The 16812-nt window shown below is 38.5% G+C and carries 16 protein-coding genes; 12 read left to right on the top strand and 4 right to left on the bottom strand.

Annotated elements, in window-relative coordinates; translation table 11 throughout:
• Positions 1 to 3: 3 nt before the first annotated feature.
• The 7 genes from T356_RS18570 (at position 4) to T356_RS0106050 (ending at position 9217) form a co-directional block, all read left to right on the top strand.
• Positions 4 to 1503, top strand: a complete 1500-nt coding sequence (locus tag T356_RS18570; RefSeq protein WP_051563196.1) for a Coenzyme F420 hydrogenase/dehydrogenase, beta subunit C-terminal domain — start codon at positions 4 to 6, stop codon at positions 1501 to 1503.
• A 70-nt stretch (positions 1504 to 1573) separates the two neighbouring features.
• Positions 1574 to 2734 carry a glycosyltransferase family 2 protein gene (locus T356_RS0106075; RefSeq protein WP_026513725.1) on the top strand — a complete coding sequence of 387 codons (1161 nt, stop codon included), beginning with the start codon at positions 1574 to 1576 and terminating at the stop codon, positions 2732 to 2734.
• 47 nt (positions 2735 to 2781) lie between these two features.
• Positions 2782 to 4359, top strand: coding sequence for a CDP-glycerol glycerophosphotransferase family protein (locus T356_RS0106070; RefSeq protein WP_197020886.1), 1578 nt, complete (start codon positions 2782 to 2784; stop codon positions 4357 to 4359).
• Between the two features lie 28 nt (positions 4360 to 4387).
• Entirely contained in the window at positions 4388 to 5467 is a 1080-nt protein-coding gene (locus tag T356_RS0106065) for a DUF2334 domain-containing protein (RefSeq protein WP_026513723.1), read from the top strand.
• Positions 5468 to 5484: 17 nt separating this feature from the next.
• Positions 5485 to 6651: a glycosyltransferase family 2 protein gene (locus T356_RS0106060; protein ID WP_026513722.1), complete on the top strand. Its 1167-nt coding sequence runs from the start codon at positions 5485 to 5487 to the stop codon at positions 6649 to 6651.
• Positions 6652 to 6656: 5 nt separating this feature from the next.
• Positions 6657 to 7871: a CDP-glycerol glycerophosphotransferase family protein gene (locus T356_RS0106055; protein ID WP_026513721.1), complete on the top strand. Its 1215-nt coding sequence runs from the start codon at positions 6657 to 6659 to the stop codon at positions 7869 to 7871.
• Positions 7872 to 7876: 5 nt separating this feature from the next.
• Positions 7877 to 9217 carry a Gfo/Idh/MocA family oxidoreductase gene (locus T356_RS0106050; protein WP_026513720.1) on the top strand — a complete coding sequence of 447 codons (1341 nt, stop codon included), beginning with the start codon at positions 7877 to 7879 and terminating at the stop codon, positions 9215 to 9217.
• 49 nt (positions 9218 to 9266) lie between these two features.
• Here T356_RS0106050 and T356_RS0106045 read toward each other — a convergent pair whose 3' ends face one another.
• Positions 9267 to 10283: an Rpn family recombination-promoting nuclease/putative transposase gene (locus tag T356_RS0106045; RefSeq protein ID WP_026513719.1), complete on the bottom strand. Its 1017-nt coding sequence runs from the start codon at positions 10281 to 10283 to the stop codon at positions 9267 to 9269.
• A 173-nt stretch (positions 10284 to 10456) separates the two neighbouring features.
• Here T356_RS0106045 and T356_RS18565 point away from each other — a divergent pair, with 173 nt between their 5' ends.
• Positions 10457 to 12199, top strand: coding sequence for a hypothetical protein (locus T356_RS18565; RefSeq protein ID WP_051563195.1), 1743 nt, complete (start codon positions 10457 to 10459; stop codon positions 12197 to 12199).
• A 73-nt stretch (positions 12200 to 12272) separates the two neighbouring features.
• On the opposite strand, the gene T356_RS0106035 is transcribed toward T356_RS18565, so the two are convergent.
• The 3 genes from T356_RS0106035 to T356_RS0106025 all read right to left on the bottom strand — a co-directional run bounded on the left by T356_RS0106035 (position 12273) and on the right by T356_RS0106025 (position 14151).
• A complete protein-coding gene (locus T356_RS0106035) occupies positions 12273 to 13328 on the bottom strand; it encodes a PD-(D/E)XK nuclease family transposase (protein WP_026513718.1) in 1056 nt (351 codons plus the stop codon).
• Positions 13329 to 13678: 350 nt separating this feature from the next.
• A complete protein-coding gene (locus tag T356_RS0106030) occupies positions 13679 to 13888 on the bottom strand; it encodes a hypothetical protein (RefSeq protein ID WP_155838981.1) in 210 nt (69 codons plus the stop codon).
• A gap of 5 nt (positions 13889 to 13893) precedes the next feature.
• Entirely contained in the window at positions 13894 to 14151 is a 258-nt protein-coding gene (locus T356_RS0106025) for a hypothetical protein (protein ID WP_026513716.1), read from the bottom strand.
• 210 nt (positions 14152 to 14361) lie between these two features.
• Here T356_RS0106025 and T356_RS0106020 point away from each other — a divergent pair, with 210 nt between their 5' ends.
• The 4 genes from T356_RS0106020 to T356_RS0106005 all read left to right on the top strand — a co-directional run bounded on the left by T356_RS0106020 (position 14362) and on the right by T356_RS0106005 (position 16749).
• Positions 14362 to 14646 carry a type II toxin-antitoxin system RelB/DinJ family antitoxin gene (locus tag T356_RS0106020; protein ID WP_026513715.1) on the top strand — a complete coding sequence of 95 codons (285 nt, stop codon included), beginning with the start codon at positions 14362 to 14364 and terminating at the stop codon, positions 14644 to 14646.
• Complete coding sequence (locus tag T356_RS0106015; RefSeq protein WP_026513714.1) at positions 14643 to 15086, top strand: putative toxin-antitoxin system toxin component, PIN family; 444 nt, start codon at positions 14643 to 14645, stop codon at positions 15084 to 15086. Before T356_RS0106020 ends, T356_RS0106015 begins: the two co-directional genes overlap by 4 nt.
• Positions 15070 to 15372 (top strand): HigA family addiction module antitoxin, encoded by a 303-nt coding sequence (locus T356_RS0106010; protein ID WP_026513713.1) that lies wholly within the window; start codon positions 15070 to 15072, stop codon positions 15370 to 15372. The genes T356_RS0106015 and T356_RS0106010 overlap by 17 nt, the downstream gene beginning before the upstream one ends.
• Before the next feature lie 264 nt (positions 15373 to 15636).
• Positions 15637 to 16749: a hypothetical protein gene (locus tag T356_RS0106005; RefSeq protein WP_155838980.1), complete on the top strand. Its 1113-nt coding sequence runs from the start codon at positions 15637 to 15639 to the stop codon at positions 16747 to 16749.
• Positions 16750 to 16812 lie beyond the last annotated feature (63 nt).

Raw genomic sequence — 16812 nt, 5'->3', positions numbered from 1 at the left:
TAGATGGGGAATATTTCTACAAAAGAAGAAGTGAAATGTACCGGATGTGGACTATGCGCCGAGATTTGTCCTTCCAAGTGTATTACTATGAAAGAGAATAAAGAAGGCTTTTTATTTCCCAATGTTGACAACAATAAGTGTGTTGACTGTGGTAAGTGTGTGGATATTTGTGAAGAAAAGTTATATGAACATGCTTATCAGATGGAAGCATTTGCGGCGTGGACTTTAAATGATGAGATAAGAAGAGTGAGTAGCTCGGGCGGAATATTTTATGAATTGGCCAAAAGCTTTATAGAAAGAGGCGGAGTAGTCTATGGGGCAGCGTTTGATAAAGAATACGCTGTAAAGCATATTAGAGTAAAAAATATTGAAGAATTGCCATTGATTATGGGCTCGAAGTATTTACAAAGTGATATTTCTGAATGTTTATCAGTAGTTGTTGCTGATTTACAGAATGGAATTGATGTTTTGTTTTCGGGGACGCCTTGTCAAGTGAATTCGGTTAAGAAATTGGTATGTGATTGTAGTGGAAAGCTATTCTGTGTTTCAATTATATGCCATGGTGTTCCATCGCCAATGGTGTGGAAAAAGTATTTAAAGTTAAAAAGAGGACAATATGCTGAAGAAGGCTTAAAAAGCATTTCATTCCGAGACAAAGAATTGGGCTGGAAAGCGTTTTCGATGAAGATAATGTTCGAAAATAATGCATATATTGAAAATCATTTATATGATTTATATATGCAAGGCTTTCTGGAAAATTTGTATTTGAGAAAATCGTGTTATCAGTGTGAGTTCAAAGGTGAAAATAATTTAGCAGATATTATATTGGGAGATTATTGGGGAATTGAGAATGTAATGCCTGACATAGATGCGGGCAAAGGTGCAAGTTGCGTAATTATAAAATCAGAGTATGGAAGAAAACTGTGGAACAGAATAACGGATAATATTTGTTGTTATGAAACGGAATATAAGGATGTTTTGAAGTATAATTCTGTTTTGGAAAGCAGTGTAAAGAAAAATAAACATCGTGATAGATTTTTTGAACAGTTATTGGCTACAGGAATAGTTGAGGATGCAATAAAAAATTGCACAGGAATTGGAAAGATTACGAATGAGGTTCGCAGAGATTATTATTATCCAATTATTTATAAATACTTAGAAAACAAAATAAATGGAGTCGAGATTTCGGATAGAATAAAAAAAAGAAAAATAAAAAAAATTATTCTATATGGTGTTACTGATATTCTTCAAATTGTTATTAAAGACTTGAATGAATGTGAGGGCATTGATATAGCTATAGCTGATAGGAATTGGGAGTTTTATAAAGAAAGTTATCCTGAATTTGAAGTTATTTCAAAAGAAAGAATACCTACTTTGATAGAGCAAGATAAGGCAGATGCAGTTATTATTTGCAATCTTCTAAGAGAAAAGCAGATTATGGAAGAGTTGTTTGAATGTGGAGTTCCAGACAGCCGAGTGATATCAATTGCTAGTTTTATATAAACAGTACTGTGAATGAAGGAGATAATATAGTATCTCCTTCATTTAAGGGTGTTGTTGAAGGAAAAAATACATGACAAATAAAAAAGTGTCTATAGTTATTCCTATATATAATTGCGAAAAATATATTGGAGCTTGCTTGGATAGTATTATTGCGCAATCATATAAAAACTTTGAAGTGATATGTGTTGACGATGGATCCGCTGACAATACCGGAACAATTCTAGGTGAGTACGAAAAGGCTGATGATAGAATAAAGATAGTTTCACAAAACAATCTGGGAGTCGTGACAGCTAGATATAATGGGATAAAACAGGCTGTTGGAGAATATTTGATGTTTGTAGATTCGGATGATTATATATATCCGGAAATGTTGGAATGTATGTTAGCTCAGAGTTGTGATAGCGATTTAGTGGCGTCAGGGTTAAATGTTGAGAACAAAAATGGTATACAAACTATATATGATAATTTTGATGAGGGAGAATATAACCTTATAAATGATGGAGATTATTTCTATGGAAATATGATTCGATATATAGGAAAGGATGATGAGGGAATTCTTCCTTTTAGTGTTGGAAAGCTATTTCGAACAAGTCTATTATTTGATGTTTTTTCAGAATTGGATGTTTCAATTCATTACGCAGAAGATCGCGAATTGGTATATTCATATCTTTTGCGTGCTTCGTCAGTAAAGATAATTCACAAAGCTTTTTATTTCTATAGATATAATAATGAATCAGTTCTGCGATGTGCGAATCCGTATGCTTTGGAGGATGTAGGTAGGCTATATCGTGGATTGTTCAGCAGATTTAAAAAGCATGATAAGGCGCATCTTCTAATTCCTCAATTGGAACAGGTGATAACTTCCAGGTTATATTTACTTACAAAGTACATGGGATTTGCGCCTATAAGGCAGACGGTTAGATTTATAATGCCGTATTTTGAAAATATTTCGGATAAGAAGCTGGTTCTATATGGAGCAGGTGTTGTAGGATGCAACTATTATAAGCAGACATTGGATAATCCGGATATTAATTGGGTGCTTTGGGTTGATAAAAACTCGGAATTGGAGAATGTATCCAAAGTAAGTGAACTAAAGCAAATTGAATATGACTATATCATTGTTGCGGTAATGAAGGAAGCTATTTATAAGGAAATTGCAGCTGAGTTGAATGATTTAGGTATACGAAACGAAGCAATATTATGGAAGCCTCCGGTTATTATGGCTGAATGACAGGACATACAAGTAAATTGAAATCCAAAAAATGAGTGGGAATGAGAATGCGCTTTTTAGATCAGGCAATTGAAGAAAAATTATATGAGACATCAGAGGCGGCTTTACGTGCTCAAACATGGAAAGAATTTGAAGCTGCAGCCGATAAGACACCTGTATATTTGTTCGGCACAGGTGAAGGTGCGGATTTTGCACTGAATGCATGTGGAAACAATGTAAAGTTTGCGGGTGCAGTTGATAATGATACGTCAAAATGGGATAGGGGCTTATGTGAGTATGTTTCTTATCCTGTCGGAAAAGAACTGAAGGTAAATTCGCCTGATAAATTAAAAGAAATATCAAAGGAGTGTGTGGTGCTTATTACGAGCATCAGATATTGTGATGATATAAATGCCCAGCTTAAAGAAATGGGTATACGGAATATATATTCTCTTTTACACATGGAAGCCAATAGGCGTAAAGAGGAGCAGACAGATACTGCTTGTGATGTTGTGGATGAGAAGAAAGAGTATGCGAAAGCTTGTCTTAAAAAGGAAATATCCTCTAAAAAAGTGATACTTGCCAGAGACGGTCTTGGAGGACATGGAAAGCAGATTTTTTTGAAATTGGCGGAAATGAGGCCTGATCTCGATCTTGTATGGATAACGGAGAAAAATATATCGGACGTAATAGATGGTGTTAGGATAATAGCGCAGTCAGATTGGAAAGCATATATAGAGGAACTTGAAACTGCAAAGGTTTGGATTTACGGAGATATGATTCCTGAGTTTGCTGTAAAGCGACCTGAACAGATATATATACATGTTAAACATTGGGCAAGTATAACACTTAAGAGTTTTTATTTTCATATGACTAAACATATGGAAACTAAAAGTATATATGATTATTATCGCCATAATACAGATGCAATGGATTATTGCATGGTGGGTAGTGATTTTGATGAGGATACTTGCCGAAGCGGATTTGATTTTGACGGTGAATTTGTAAGGGTTGGTTCTCCGCGTAGTGATGTGCTTTTTAAAGAAGGGGTACGTGAAAAGGTTTATGAAAAGCTTTCGTTGAGACCTGATGTACATACAGTTCTGTATGCTCCTACATTTAGATCTGTTAATCAAAAGGCTTTGATCGGTCATATGAGAGATGTTGATCTTGATTTTGATATGCTTAGAGATGCGCTTACAAATCGATTCGGCGGTGAGTGGGTAATACTTCTGAGGATTCATCCTGATGTGGCTATAGAAAGCAATAAGGTTGAGACAAACAGTTTTGTCTATAATGCTTCATATTATGATGATTCAGAAGAATTGGTTGCGGCGTCCGATGTGCTGATATCTGACTATTCCAGTATTATGTTTGAACCAGCGTTTGTAAATAAGCCGGTATTTCTTTATGCTCCGGATGTAGATGAATATATCACAAAGGATAGGGCATTATTATTGGATTATTACAGTTTGCCTTTTGCGATTGCGAAAGATAACAAGGAGCTTTCTGATATAATAACTGATTTTGATGAGAATAGTTATTCGAATGATGTAAAGAACTTTTTAAATAAATACGGAGCATCGGAAGACGGTCATTCAGCCGAGAGAGCGGCGAAATTTGTATCTGAGCTGATTGATCTGTAATATGTCATATTGATTGGAGAGCGGATAAATGCCGTACATTATTTTAAAGTTTGATGATCTGGATGAGCAGACTCTTCCAAGTTTCTATTCGCTTTATGAGTATTGTAAGGAGCGAAACGTCCCTGTTTGTTATGGATTGATAGGAAAGAGCCTGGAGAATCCCGCAAAGGAATATGTGTCAGCTTTGCTTGATATGAAAGTCGGAGGAACGGAACTGTGGAATCACGGATATTATCATTCGGAACCGGAGTTTTCATCTGAATCTGCCGATACTCAGAAAGAATCGATTCAGTTGACACAGAGTCTGATGAAGAAGTATTTGGGCGAGGCTGCAATATGTTTTGGCTCGCCACATAATAACAGTACCGAGACGACGGTCGGTGTTTTAAGAGAATTTTTCCCCGAGATAAAGAATTATTTTTTTATGGTTGATGGAAAAGGCTTATCTAAAGCACATCAACTGATAATGAGATGCAATTATGAGATAAAGACAGGAGTGGTAGATCTTGATTTTTTCCGAGAAGAATATGACAGAATCAAGGAATACCCTTATTTTGTCATGCAGGGACATCCAAGCTTTTGGAGAGATGTGGATTATGAGAATTTTAAAAAGCTTTTGGATGTTCTGATCGAAGACAGAAATAAATTTGTTACTGCAGAACAACTGTATAGTGTGGATATATCGGGAGAATACGGTGATTCTGCAAAAGAATTGTGTGACGATGTCATAGGCTTTTGCAATAACCATTCGCGTGTAGCATTTTATGGCGCGGGAGAGATCGGAAGAGAGACGTATAGGTTTATGCGTATGAACGCGGTTGAGCCGAATGCTTTTCTGGTATCTGACGGACACAAAGATGTTGAAGAAGTGTGTGACGTTCCTGTATTTACAATTTCTGAGAAAAACAGTGAGCTTATTGAGCGTGATGAAGATGGGACTATGAAGTATGGAATAATTCCTACTGTGCTTGGTAAGCTTCATAAAGAGATATTTGATAGAACGGAGTTTGAAGAATATGATATCTGGCGACCTGAGGGCGGTAAAGAATCATATGACAGATTCGTTGATTATGTAAGGTATAAGGTTTCATTGGAAAGTCTAAAGTAAGATGTGGGGAAAAATAGTTGAGTGAACCTTTTTTAACAGTAATTATTCCTGTATATAATACGGAGAAATATTTGGTGCAATGTCTTGAAAGTGTGCTGGCTCAGACTTTTACAGACATTGAGTTTTTGTGCATAGATGATGGATCTACGGATGGTTCGCCTCAAATGCTGGATGAATATTCGCAAAAAGATGCAAGGATAAAAGTTATTCATAAGGCTAATGGCGGGCTTGTAAGTGTCAGAAAACTGGGCGTTGAAAAGGCAGCAGGTAAATATATAGGATTTGTAGACAGTGATGACTGGATTGATCCCAATATGTACGAAAGGCTTTGCGATGCTGCGATAAAGAGCGATGCAGATCTGGTTTCGTCTAATTACTGGCAGGAAGGTTCATACTCCAATATTTCCAAAGATGCGGTGGAGGCAGGAGTATATACTGGCGCAAAGATTGATGAGTTGCGCAATCGAATGATACTTGATCTTAAGAAACACGATAAAGGACTTAGCGGGTCTTTGTGCACGAAGATTTTTAGAGCATCGATGTTGAAGAAGATTATTCCGGAGATTCCTGATGAGATAAGAGTTTCGGAAGATAAGGTAACTTCTCTTACTTTTATACTTGAATGTAATACGGCGGTAATTCTTGATGAGGCTTATTACCATTACAGGATCAACCGGGAGTCTATGTTTCATGTGGACGATCCGAATTATTTGCTTAACTATCATTATGTCTACAACTACTTTAGAAAATTGTACAGTCACAAGAATTTTACCGAGTACATGAGAACGCAGGCAGAACTGTATATAGTGCAGTTTCTTATAAAGGGGATAAATACTCAGATGGGATTTTCATTCAGAAACCTTATGTGGATAGATCCCGATTGGATTAAATCTCCTGATCTTGGAAAAAATATAGCGTTATATGGAAGCGGAGATCTTGGCAGAACATATGAAAAGCATATAGTAGAGAGCAGCGACAAGGCGTTTTGTGGATATGTGGATGGGGACATTATTCCCGATGATTATGACAGCATAGTAATTACAATGAAGAATAGGGATACTTCTGAAGAAGCAAGAGAAAAGCTGATAAAACTTGGTGTGGATCCGAAAGATATTTTTTGGTTTAAGCAGGAAGAGATCTTTTGGAAGTATGTCGATGCAATGGGATTAAATCGGGAGATGTGACAGTAATGGGTGATTTTAAGTATGAAGAAGAGTATAGGGCTAAGTATGTAAATGCTAAGCTTGAGGATATTATTATTTTCCGCAGTGGACCGATGGCAAGTTCGCACATAGACGGAATGGATTTTGACGATAATGCCAGAGCTTTGTTTGAATACGCGTTAGAAGCCGGTATAAACAGAAGGTATAAGCTTGTGTGGATTGTGAAAAATCCCAGCCAATGGGCGCCTAAGTTTTCAGAATATGAGAATGTATTGTTTTTGTCCTGGGAGGATGCGGATTCTGAGGATATTGAGAAGAGAGACAGATTCTTTTACCACCTGTGTCTGGCAAAATATTTTTTTATGACTGATTCATACGGGCTTGCCCTTGGATGCAGAAAAGATCAGGTGAGAGTAATGTTGTGGCATGGCTGTGGTTTTAAGACAAGGCTTGGATTTGCGCCTAACGAAGAGCATTACGAGTATATGACTGTCACAGGCGATGAGTATGCAAGAACTTATGCGAAGATTTTCGGGCTTCGCGATGATCAGATGCTGGTAACAGGTTATCCGAAGGTGGATTATATTTTTCATCCGGATGAAGAATGGCAGAGTAAGCTGGATGTTAGACCGGCTTCAAAATATGTTTTCTGGCTGCCTACTTTTAGAAATACAAGTACACCGGGACTCGAAAGGCACAATCATACAAAGCCCAAGGGAGAGACGGGCTTGCCGGTCGTAGTTTCTCTTGAAGAAATGAAGAGATTAAATGATCTTCTGGCTGAGAATGATACAGTGATGATAGTAAAGCTGCATCCTTTTCAGGACAGAAAACTCATATGCGACATGACGGATTTTTCCAATATACAGTTGTTGGAAAATGAAAATCTGCTCAAGGCTGATATACAGATCAATCAGATTCTTGGATATGCGGATGCGCTTATAAGCGATTATTCTTCTGTGGCTATAGATTATCTTGTCAAGGACAGACCGATTGCTTTTACTCTGGATGATCTTGAAAGCTATGGGAAAGAACGTGGATTTTTCTGGCCAGACGTTAAGCCTTATCTTCCCGGCAAAGAAATATATAATTACGAAGAGTTATACGGCTTTGTGAAAGATGTCCTTGAAGGACATGACCCCGGAGCTGAAAAGCGACATTCAATAAGTGAAAAGATGCAAAAATACAATGATGATCATAACAGTGCGAGGGTATTTAAAGCGCTTGGAATCGAGGTATGAATACGATGAAGACAGTTATAACCTATGGAACCTTCGATCTTTTTCATGAGGGACACTATAACATTTTAAAAAGGGCCAAGGCTCTTGGTGATTATCTGATTGTTGGTGTAACAACGGAAGGCTACGATAATTCCAGAGGAAAGCTGAATATTGTTGAGTCTGTCATGGACAGGATTGAGCATGTTCGTGATAGTGGGTTTGCGGATAAGATTATAATAGAAGATCACATGGGCCAGAAGATTGAAGATATTCAAAAATATCATGTGGATACCTTTGTTATCGGATCGGACTGGATTGGAAAATTTGATTATCTCAAGGATTATTGCGAGGTTGTTTATCTTGAGAGGACAAAGGGCGTTTCCAGTACGCTTAAAAGATCTGAAGAGTTTCAACTTATTCGGTTTGGCGTTGTCGGTAGCGGAAGAATAGCGGGACGATTTGTCAAAGAGGCCAGATATGTGAGTGGTGTTCATGTTGAGGGTGTTTATAATCCGCACATAGATAGCGCGAAAAAGTTTGCTGAAGAATTTGAACTTGATCTGTATGAGGACGACTATGATAAATTACTTGAAAAAGTAAATGCTGTATATATTGCTTCGCCTCATGAAACTCATTACGAATATGCCAAAAGAGCACTTGAAAAAGGCAAGAATGTGTTGGCTGAAAAGCCTATGGCTCTTAAAAAGAAAGATGCAGAGGAACTGTTTGCTTTGGCAAAAGAAAAGAAATGCATCTTGATGGAGGCTATAAAGACAGCTTATGCTCCTGGATTTATCAGGATGATCGGTATGGCAAAGAGCGGAATCATAGGCGAGATAAGAGACGTGGAGGCTTGCTTTACGAAGCTTACCGGAGACAATACCAGAGAACTTATGGATACTGAGTACGGCGGGAGTTTTACAGAGCTTGCCAGTTATACGGTTCTTCCTATCATAAAATTATTGGGAGCGGATTACAAAAATATTCGCTTTAAATACAATAATACTGAGAATGGATTAGACGGTTATACAAAGGCATATTTTGAATATGAAGATGCACAGGCTACTTCCAAGACGGGACTAAAGGTTAAGTCGGAAGGGCAGTTGGTGATTTCGGGAACAACCGGTTATATAAAGGTTACAGCGCCTTGGTGGAAAACTTCTGAATTTGAGATCTGTTATGAGGATACATCGCAGAATGAAAAAGTTTTTACTCAGTTTAAGGGCGATGGACTCAGATACGAGATTAGCGATTTTGTCTCCATAGTAAATGGATACGGCAATAATGATTTTAAACTTACAAGAGAGGAATCGATAGCTATAGCGGAAATTATGGAGAGGTTTCTTAAAGATCAAAGGGGAAAATAATTGGAATGATAAGAGGCTGAATTGAAAGAATCAATTCAGCCCTTATGATTCACATATTCATGTTTTTGTATTTCTCAAGCTCGGCTCGTAGTTTGGTGATTTCTGAGTCCTTGTTAGCAATAGTTGCATCCTTTTCAGAAAGCAGGCCATCTTTTTCGGCAATAGTGGCATCCTTTTTAGAAAGCAGGCCATCTTTTTCAGCAATAGTGGCATCCTTTTCAGAAAGCATGTCATCCTTTTGGGCAATGGTGGCATCTTTTTCGGAAAGCATGTTATCCTTTTCGGCAATCACGGTTTCATACTTTTCTTCAGCATCAGTATAACCTGCGGTATACTGAGAGTTCATCTGCTCTCTGTAACGACGCTGGCCTTCAAGAATCTCTTTTGCCTGATTGTCATAATTAAGTTCGAAGATCATGTTACCTACCTCCTCGATGTCAGGATGATTCTTGGCAAGTTTTTTGAATTCTTCCCAAGTGGTTGCTTTAAAAAGATTTGCCCAATACACAAGATTGTTGCTGATATCTTCTTCGGTTGCAAGATCTGTGTGGTTCAATTGTAGCACATTTATACCGAATTTATCAGTATACAGGTGGTGATTTTTAAGATTGGTAAGTCGGTATTTGGCATAGAATTCTTTTGGCGCTTTCGGAATGAGTCCCAGATCTGTTATGCAGAATAGAGTTGTAGGTTTGATGAGGGAATAATTATCACCGCTTCCGATGTTGTCGTACGCCCTGCATAGATAAAGTATTGAACGTGAGATCCAATATTTATCGGGATATACCTGCAGCTCAATGTTGAGGATTTCGCTGCTGTTGAGAGTGAGCTTTATATCCATGATTGTTTCTTTGCCTGCACTGTTGAGGTCGATTGGATTTTCGACGATGATGTCTTGTACATCATCAGGTGATAATCCCTTTAGGGCACATACCAGGCCGGTCAAGGCGGTTTTTGAATTTTGCATGACGTAGTGAAACATCATGTCACTCCTGAGAGTAAATTCGATTTCTCCTGTTGCGGTTTCGTAGGTAACTGAGTTAGATTTGTCTTTTGATTTAGACATTTAGATGATTCCTTTCTAGAAATAAAAAGATTTGGCGAATCGCCATGATGTCGACTTGGAATTGTCATTGAAAGACCGTCGACTCGTTCTATGATAGCAGATAAATCTTAAGAAATACCGTCGAAATTTCTTAAGATTTTCTGTAGGACAGAAAAACAAGGGTGGGGCTGAATATGAAGAATTTGCTAACAGAAAATGAGGTGTTACATGTTTTTTTCAATCTCGAAGGATATACCGTGCAGTGCCTTCTGGAAAAGATAGAGAAATCAGACGTGATCAGCTTTGACTTTTTTGAAACTCTGATTGCAAGAATCGAGATGTGCTACACGGATCTTTTTGAATTGATAGATCTGAAGCTTAAGGAAAAGGGCATTATCATTCCTGATTTCGCAAGGCTACGTCTGTATGCTGAGAAGGAGCTGTCAAAAAATCATGCACCTAGATTGGAAGAGATATACGCATTTCTTCTTGAGGCAGCAGGCGTACATTCTGTATCCGCGGGAGAATTGGCGGATTTTGAATGGATGTTGGATCAAAAAACTATCATTGAGAGAAAAGATGTATGCGGGATTTGCAGAAGTGCGATTTCTGCAGGGAAGACAGTTTGCATTACCTCGGATACTTACTATTCAAGAGAGCAGATAGAGAGTATTATTGGCCGATTTGGACTTGGTGATGTGAGTGAGGTTTTTGCTTCCTGCGAGTATGGAGTGTCGAAGACGCAGGGGCTGTATTCTTTTCTCAAAGAAAGATATCCGGGGAAGAAAATCTTGCATATCGGTGATGATGAAACGACGGATATTGAAAAGGCTTCGGAATATGGTATAGATACTCAGCGTATATATAATGGTGCCGATCTGTATGATCATTTGGGCGGCTTTGGTTTGGATAATGAGATAAAGAGCTATTCTGACAGAGTTAAAGTCGGAATGCTGATCGCATCGGTTTTTAACAGTCCGTTTTGGTTTGAAGAAGCTTCGCAAAAAGTATCTGTAAAGGATTCGTTCGGGATAGGATATTCCTTCTGTGCGCCGATGATCACTGATTTTGTTTTGTGGATGAAGCGAAGCGCTGAGGAACAGGGCTATAAGCAGCTTTTGTTCTGTGCCAGAGACGGATATCTGCCGATAAAGCTTTACGAGAAGGTTGCGACGAGTACTAAGTCTTTTTATTTTCTTTCGTCCAGAACTGCTGCAATCCGCGCAGGGATGGAAAATCCGGAAGATATAGAATATGTGGACAGCATGAAGTATTCCGGATCCGCGGATGAAGCGTTAAAGAGACGATTTGGTATAGATGCTGCGAATTTTTCGCGTTCTGAGCGCGATGAAGAGATACTCAGGAAATCCGGGATGCAGCGCGAGAATTACAAAAAATATATTGAAAAGCTGGATATAGACGAGGGTGCGATCGGAATGTTTGATTTTGTTGCAAAGGGCACTACTCAGATGTATCTTCAGAAGTTGTTCGCTCAGCACATCAAGGGTTTTTACTTTTTGCAGCTGGAGCCTGAATTTATGGCGGATAAAGGTTTGGATATAGAACCTTTTTATTCTGATGAAGAGAAAAATAGCAGTGCAATATTCGACAATTATTATATTTTGGAAACTATTCTTACGGCGCCGTCCCCGCAGCTTGAGGAATTTGATGAAAGCGGTGAACCTGTTTTTGCTAAGGAGACCAGAAGCAAGACAGATATAGAGGTCTTTGAGAAAGCACAGAAGGGAATAATTGAGTATTTTGAGAAGTATATTGAACTTGTGCCTGAGGCTGCAAGAATAGAAAATAAGACGCTTGATGAGAAAATTCTGGCTCTTGTAAATAAAGTTCATATTGAGGATGAAGATTTTTTGAAGCTCAAGGTGGAAGATCCGTTTTTTGGGAGGATGACGGATATAAGGGATGTGATTGGGTGATGTACGAATAGACGGGAGTAAAAATGATAAAATAAGGGGCTGAATTGAAAAATCAATTCAGCCCTGATGTAACTCACTTATTCATGTTTTTGTATTTCTCAAGCTCGGCTCGTAGTTGAGCGATTTCTGAGTCCTTGTTAGCAATAGTGACATCCTTTTCAGAAAGCAGGCCATCTTTTTCGGCAATAGTGGCATCCTTTTCAGAAAGCTTAGCTTTCTGCTCTTTAACCTCTTCTTCAAGTTGATCTATCATATATTTAACTGTATTATCATCCAGAATCTTCAATTCTTCAGAAAAAAACATAGTCATCATCCTTTCTGTGTTCCGGCATATGCCATAAAGGTCATGGTACATAGACTTGAAATCGGGATGTGTTTCTAACAGCTTTGAGATATATTTAGGTTCGTCACAGCCAAGGAAAGTCAGCCACGCATCCATATCACTTCTAATACCATTATTATGTAGATTTTCAAGGAAAATATCAACGGGAATAAATATAAAGTTTTGGAGCATATTCATCTTTAGGCCTGTATCCGATACGGTAGAAAATTTGTGAACAAAAACATCTTTGTATTCTTTGAATGCAGAAGGAGAGTTTTCGAGAAATACGATGGTGTATACAGGAGCGATATCCTTATATGAGAATTCTTTTTTACGTAGATCCCTGATGCGCTTGTATTGACGCAGCAGAAGATCTGCGGAGTAGCATGAAGCTCTTTCTCCTGTGAAGGCATAGCCGAGTTTTTGCACTTCGATGTTTGCGAGAGTTCCGTCTTCGAGTTCTACTACGATGTCTGTTATAACAAGGGATGATTCATCTCCGATGCGGGTGTTGTCGTTAGTCAGCTGATATTTTACTGTGACTTTTCTTCCAAGTATTGTGCTTAGAAGCGAGGACAGACGCTCAGGAGCATACTCGGGATTGAGAATCTCTTTGAAGTAGCAATCATAAAGCATTTTTACGCCTTTGGAACCTGTGCAGATTGACAGAAACTCATTTTGATGTTTTTCCGGCCAATTGTTGAAGATTGCACGAAGCGTATCATTTGCATTGATTTCTTCAAGTATCTGCTCTTTGGTCTTGATCATTGGAAAAAATTTTGAAAGATTTGTTTGGTTACTTTTCATTTGATACCTCACTTATAGAATTTTTATAGATTTGGCGAATCGCCATGGTGTCGACTTGGAATTGTCATTGAAAGACTGCCGACTTTTTCCATGATAGCAGATAAATCTTAAGAAATACCGTCGAAATTTCTTAAGATTTTCTGTAGGACAGAAAAACAAGGGTGGTGCTGAATATGATGTGGAGAAGGGCACTAATCAGATGTATCTTCAGAAGTTGTTCGCTCAGCATATTCCGTTTTTTGGGAGGATGACGGATATAAGGGATGTGATTGGGTGATGTACGAATAGACGGGAGTAAAAATGATAAAATAAAGGGCTGAATTGAAAAATCAATTCAGCCCTGATGTAACTTACTTATTCATGTTTTTGTATTTCTCAAGCTCGGCTCGTAGTTGAGCGATTTCTGAGTCCTTGTTAGCAATAGTGGCATCCTTTTCAGAAAGCAGGCCATCCTTTTCAGAAAGCTTAGCTTTCTGCTCTTTAACCTCTTCTTCAAGTTGATCTATCATATATTTAACTGTATTATCATCCAGAATCTTCAGTTCTTCAGAAAAAAACATAGTCATCATCCTTTCTGTGTTCCGGCAATCTCAGCTTCTTTTTCAGCAATAAGCCTTTCTTTTTCGGCAATCTCGGCGTCTATTTTAGCGATAAGTCTTTCTTTTTCAGCAATCTCAGCATCTTTTTTAGCAATCTCAGCTTTGCATTTTTCTTCAGCATCAGTATAACCTGCGGTATACTGAGAATTCATCTGCTCTCTGTAACGACGCTGGCCTTCAAGAATATATTTTTCTTGATCGGCGTAATTTAGTTCGAATATCAAAGTTTCTACCTCCTCAATGCCAATATCATTCTTGGTAAGGCTTGTGGATTTAATTGTACCACAGTTATATCGAATTGATCAGTATATAGGTGGTGATTTTTGAGGCTGGTAAGGCGGGAGGGGTATATGTATAATCTATGATATATGTAATCATGTGTTTACAAACGTAATCATACAATATATAATAAGAATAGAAGGAGGGTGATATATATGGCAAGTACATTGATTCAATTCAGAGCAGATGATGCAGATAAAATTGAGGCTACTCAGATATGCGATAACATAGGTATAACGTTGCAGACTTATTTTAAGATATGTATGATGAGATTGATTAAGGAACAGGGGATTCCTTTTTCTATGAAGATGGATGGTAGAGAAGAAAATGCCGGTATTAAAGCATTAAAACGAGCAAGTCAAATTGCAGAAGAGAACGGAATTTCTGACATGAGTTTGGAAGAAATCAATTCTGAAATAGCTGCGGTAAGGAAGAGATGAAGAAGTATTATGCAGTTATTGATACAAATGTAATTGTATCAGCAGCGCTTCGTTGGAAATCTGTTCCGGGAAGTATTTTGGAATTGGCATTTTCCGGAGTTATTATTCCGGTGCTTAATAATGAGATTGTCGCAGAGTATAAGGAAGTGCTTTCGAGACCTAAGTTCAAATTTACTAAAGATATAGTCAAAGATATTATTGAAGAAATTTCTAAGAATGCTGTTTTTGTTGATGGTAAATCTTTGAATATAGATTTGCCTGATCCAAAAGATAGAGTTTTTTATGAAGTGACTATGGAAGAAAGACAAAATGAAGATGCATATCTTGTTACGGGAAATATAAAACATTTTCCGATGGAACCTTTTGTTGTTACGCCAAGAGCAATGCTTGACATCGTTCTGGAAAATATTGATGATAATTATTATGGAAACATTTATTGAGACTCCAAAGATGAGCGAAATATTGTATGAAGAATTCATGGAACCCTTAGGAATATCCGCTTATAAACTGGCACAGGCTATTCATGTTCCTGTATCGAGAATTCAAGATATTCTTCATGATAGAAGGAAAGTGACTGTTGACACATCTCTGAGATTGGCAAGATTTTTCGGAGTGTCGGATCGATATTTTTTAGATATCCAAAATGATATAGATATAAGAAAGCTTAGAATATCAATGGCGGATGATATTAAAATGATTCACCCGTATAATACGGCTGTGATGTAAGTGGAAAGAAGAAAAGGACCGGATTAATACTTTGTGGTTAATTCGGTCCTTTTTTAGTCAAAAAAATTTATTATTTCATAATCAACTTCAAATACTTCAAAAAGGATAAGTCTTAGGATTTATGCATCTCCACACAACGTAATATAATTCATATCCTAACTATTTTACGTATCCTCACCTCTCGCGTATAATATAATCAGGACAAAGTTTTCTGCCGATATACATATTGAAATATTTTCGGTTAAGTATAGAGGAATAATGCTTATGAAGAATCCAGGGATGAAAATAAAAGCGTTGTTATCGGTAATATCTACGGCAGTCATGCTGACTGTGAATTCTGTCAATGCGATGGCGGTTGATACGGTTACGCTGCCTCTTGAAGTATATGGAAAAGATGTGGTGTCGCTTGCGCTTCCGACGATCAGTGAGGAGGGGGAGTCGCCGTTTGACTTTATTATCGATCCTCAGAATCTGATCTATGAGACTGATGCGGCCAGATATGGCGGAGGTAAGGTTGAAGAGGGCGCTACGCTCTTGTTTAGGAACCATGAGGGAGAATATGATTTTTCAAGGCGAAGTGACAGGCTGACGGTAAAGAATCAGAGCAATGTCCCTGTCGAGGTTACGATAAGCGCATGCGTTGAGAATCGCGGAGAGATTGATATTGTCGGAAATACTGATTTTGGAGATTCGGATTCGTGCAGTATGTATCTTGCGATTGTCGATGATGAAGGCAATGAGAAGCCTATTTCGGAGGACGGAGAGATATCTGTAAGTACCGAGATGCACAAGGCGCCGGATGATGCGTATGTTTACAGGATTGATGAGGAGAGCGGAAGTTATTCGTATGAATTTTCGAGATCTCCTGATGAGATAGATTTTGACTCGTATTCTTTTGGGCTTATCGGATATTGTAATCCGGGCGGAAATTGGCAGGATATTGCGGTTCATCCGGTAGTGAGGGTGACTTGGAAGGTTGAGCCTGTCTTGTCCGAGGAAGAGCAGGAAGAAGAGGAAGAACAAGAGCAGGAACAGCCGGAAGAGGAAGCTGCCACAGAAGGTGGCAGTGAATCTGAGGAGGAAGCAGCTGCAACAGAAAGCTCAGAATCTGCGGCAACGGAAACTTCGGTTGTCGAAAAACGTGAAGTTCTGCAGATACAGGCGGATGTAGAACCGGGTGATTCAAATGCAAATATAGAGGCTTCGGTAGAAAGTGCAGAGGAGGTCATTGTCGAAATGCATGATGCGGAACCTCCCGAAACAGACGAAGAAGAGGATGTTTCAGAGAGCATGAGATCACCTGCCGAGGGTGATGGAAACACGGATTCTGCGGGAGCGGGAGCTGATAACGAAAGCGAAGGCGAAGGCGGCAATTAAAAGTTGTAATTAAAAGCCGGCAAATAAAGATACTAAGTGGGCAAGCACATATGGTTTCACAGG

The sequence above is a fragment of the Butyrivibrio sp. LB2008 genome, assembly GCF_000621565.1.
In the GTDB taxonomy this organism is placed as follows: Bacteria; Bacillota; Clostridia; order Lachnospirales; family Lachnospiraceae; genus Butyrivibrio.
The sequence above is the reverse complement of the archived record's forward strand: the minus strand, read 5'-3'. Positions and strand labels throughout refer to the sequence as shown.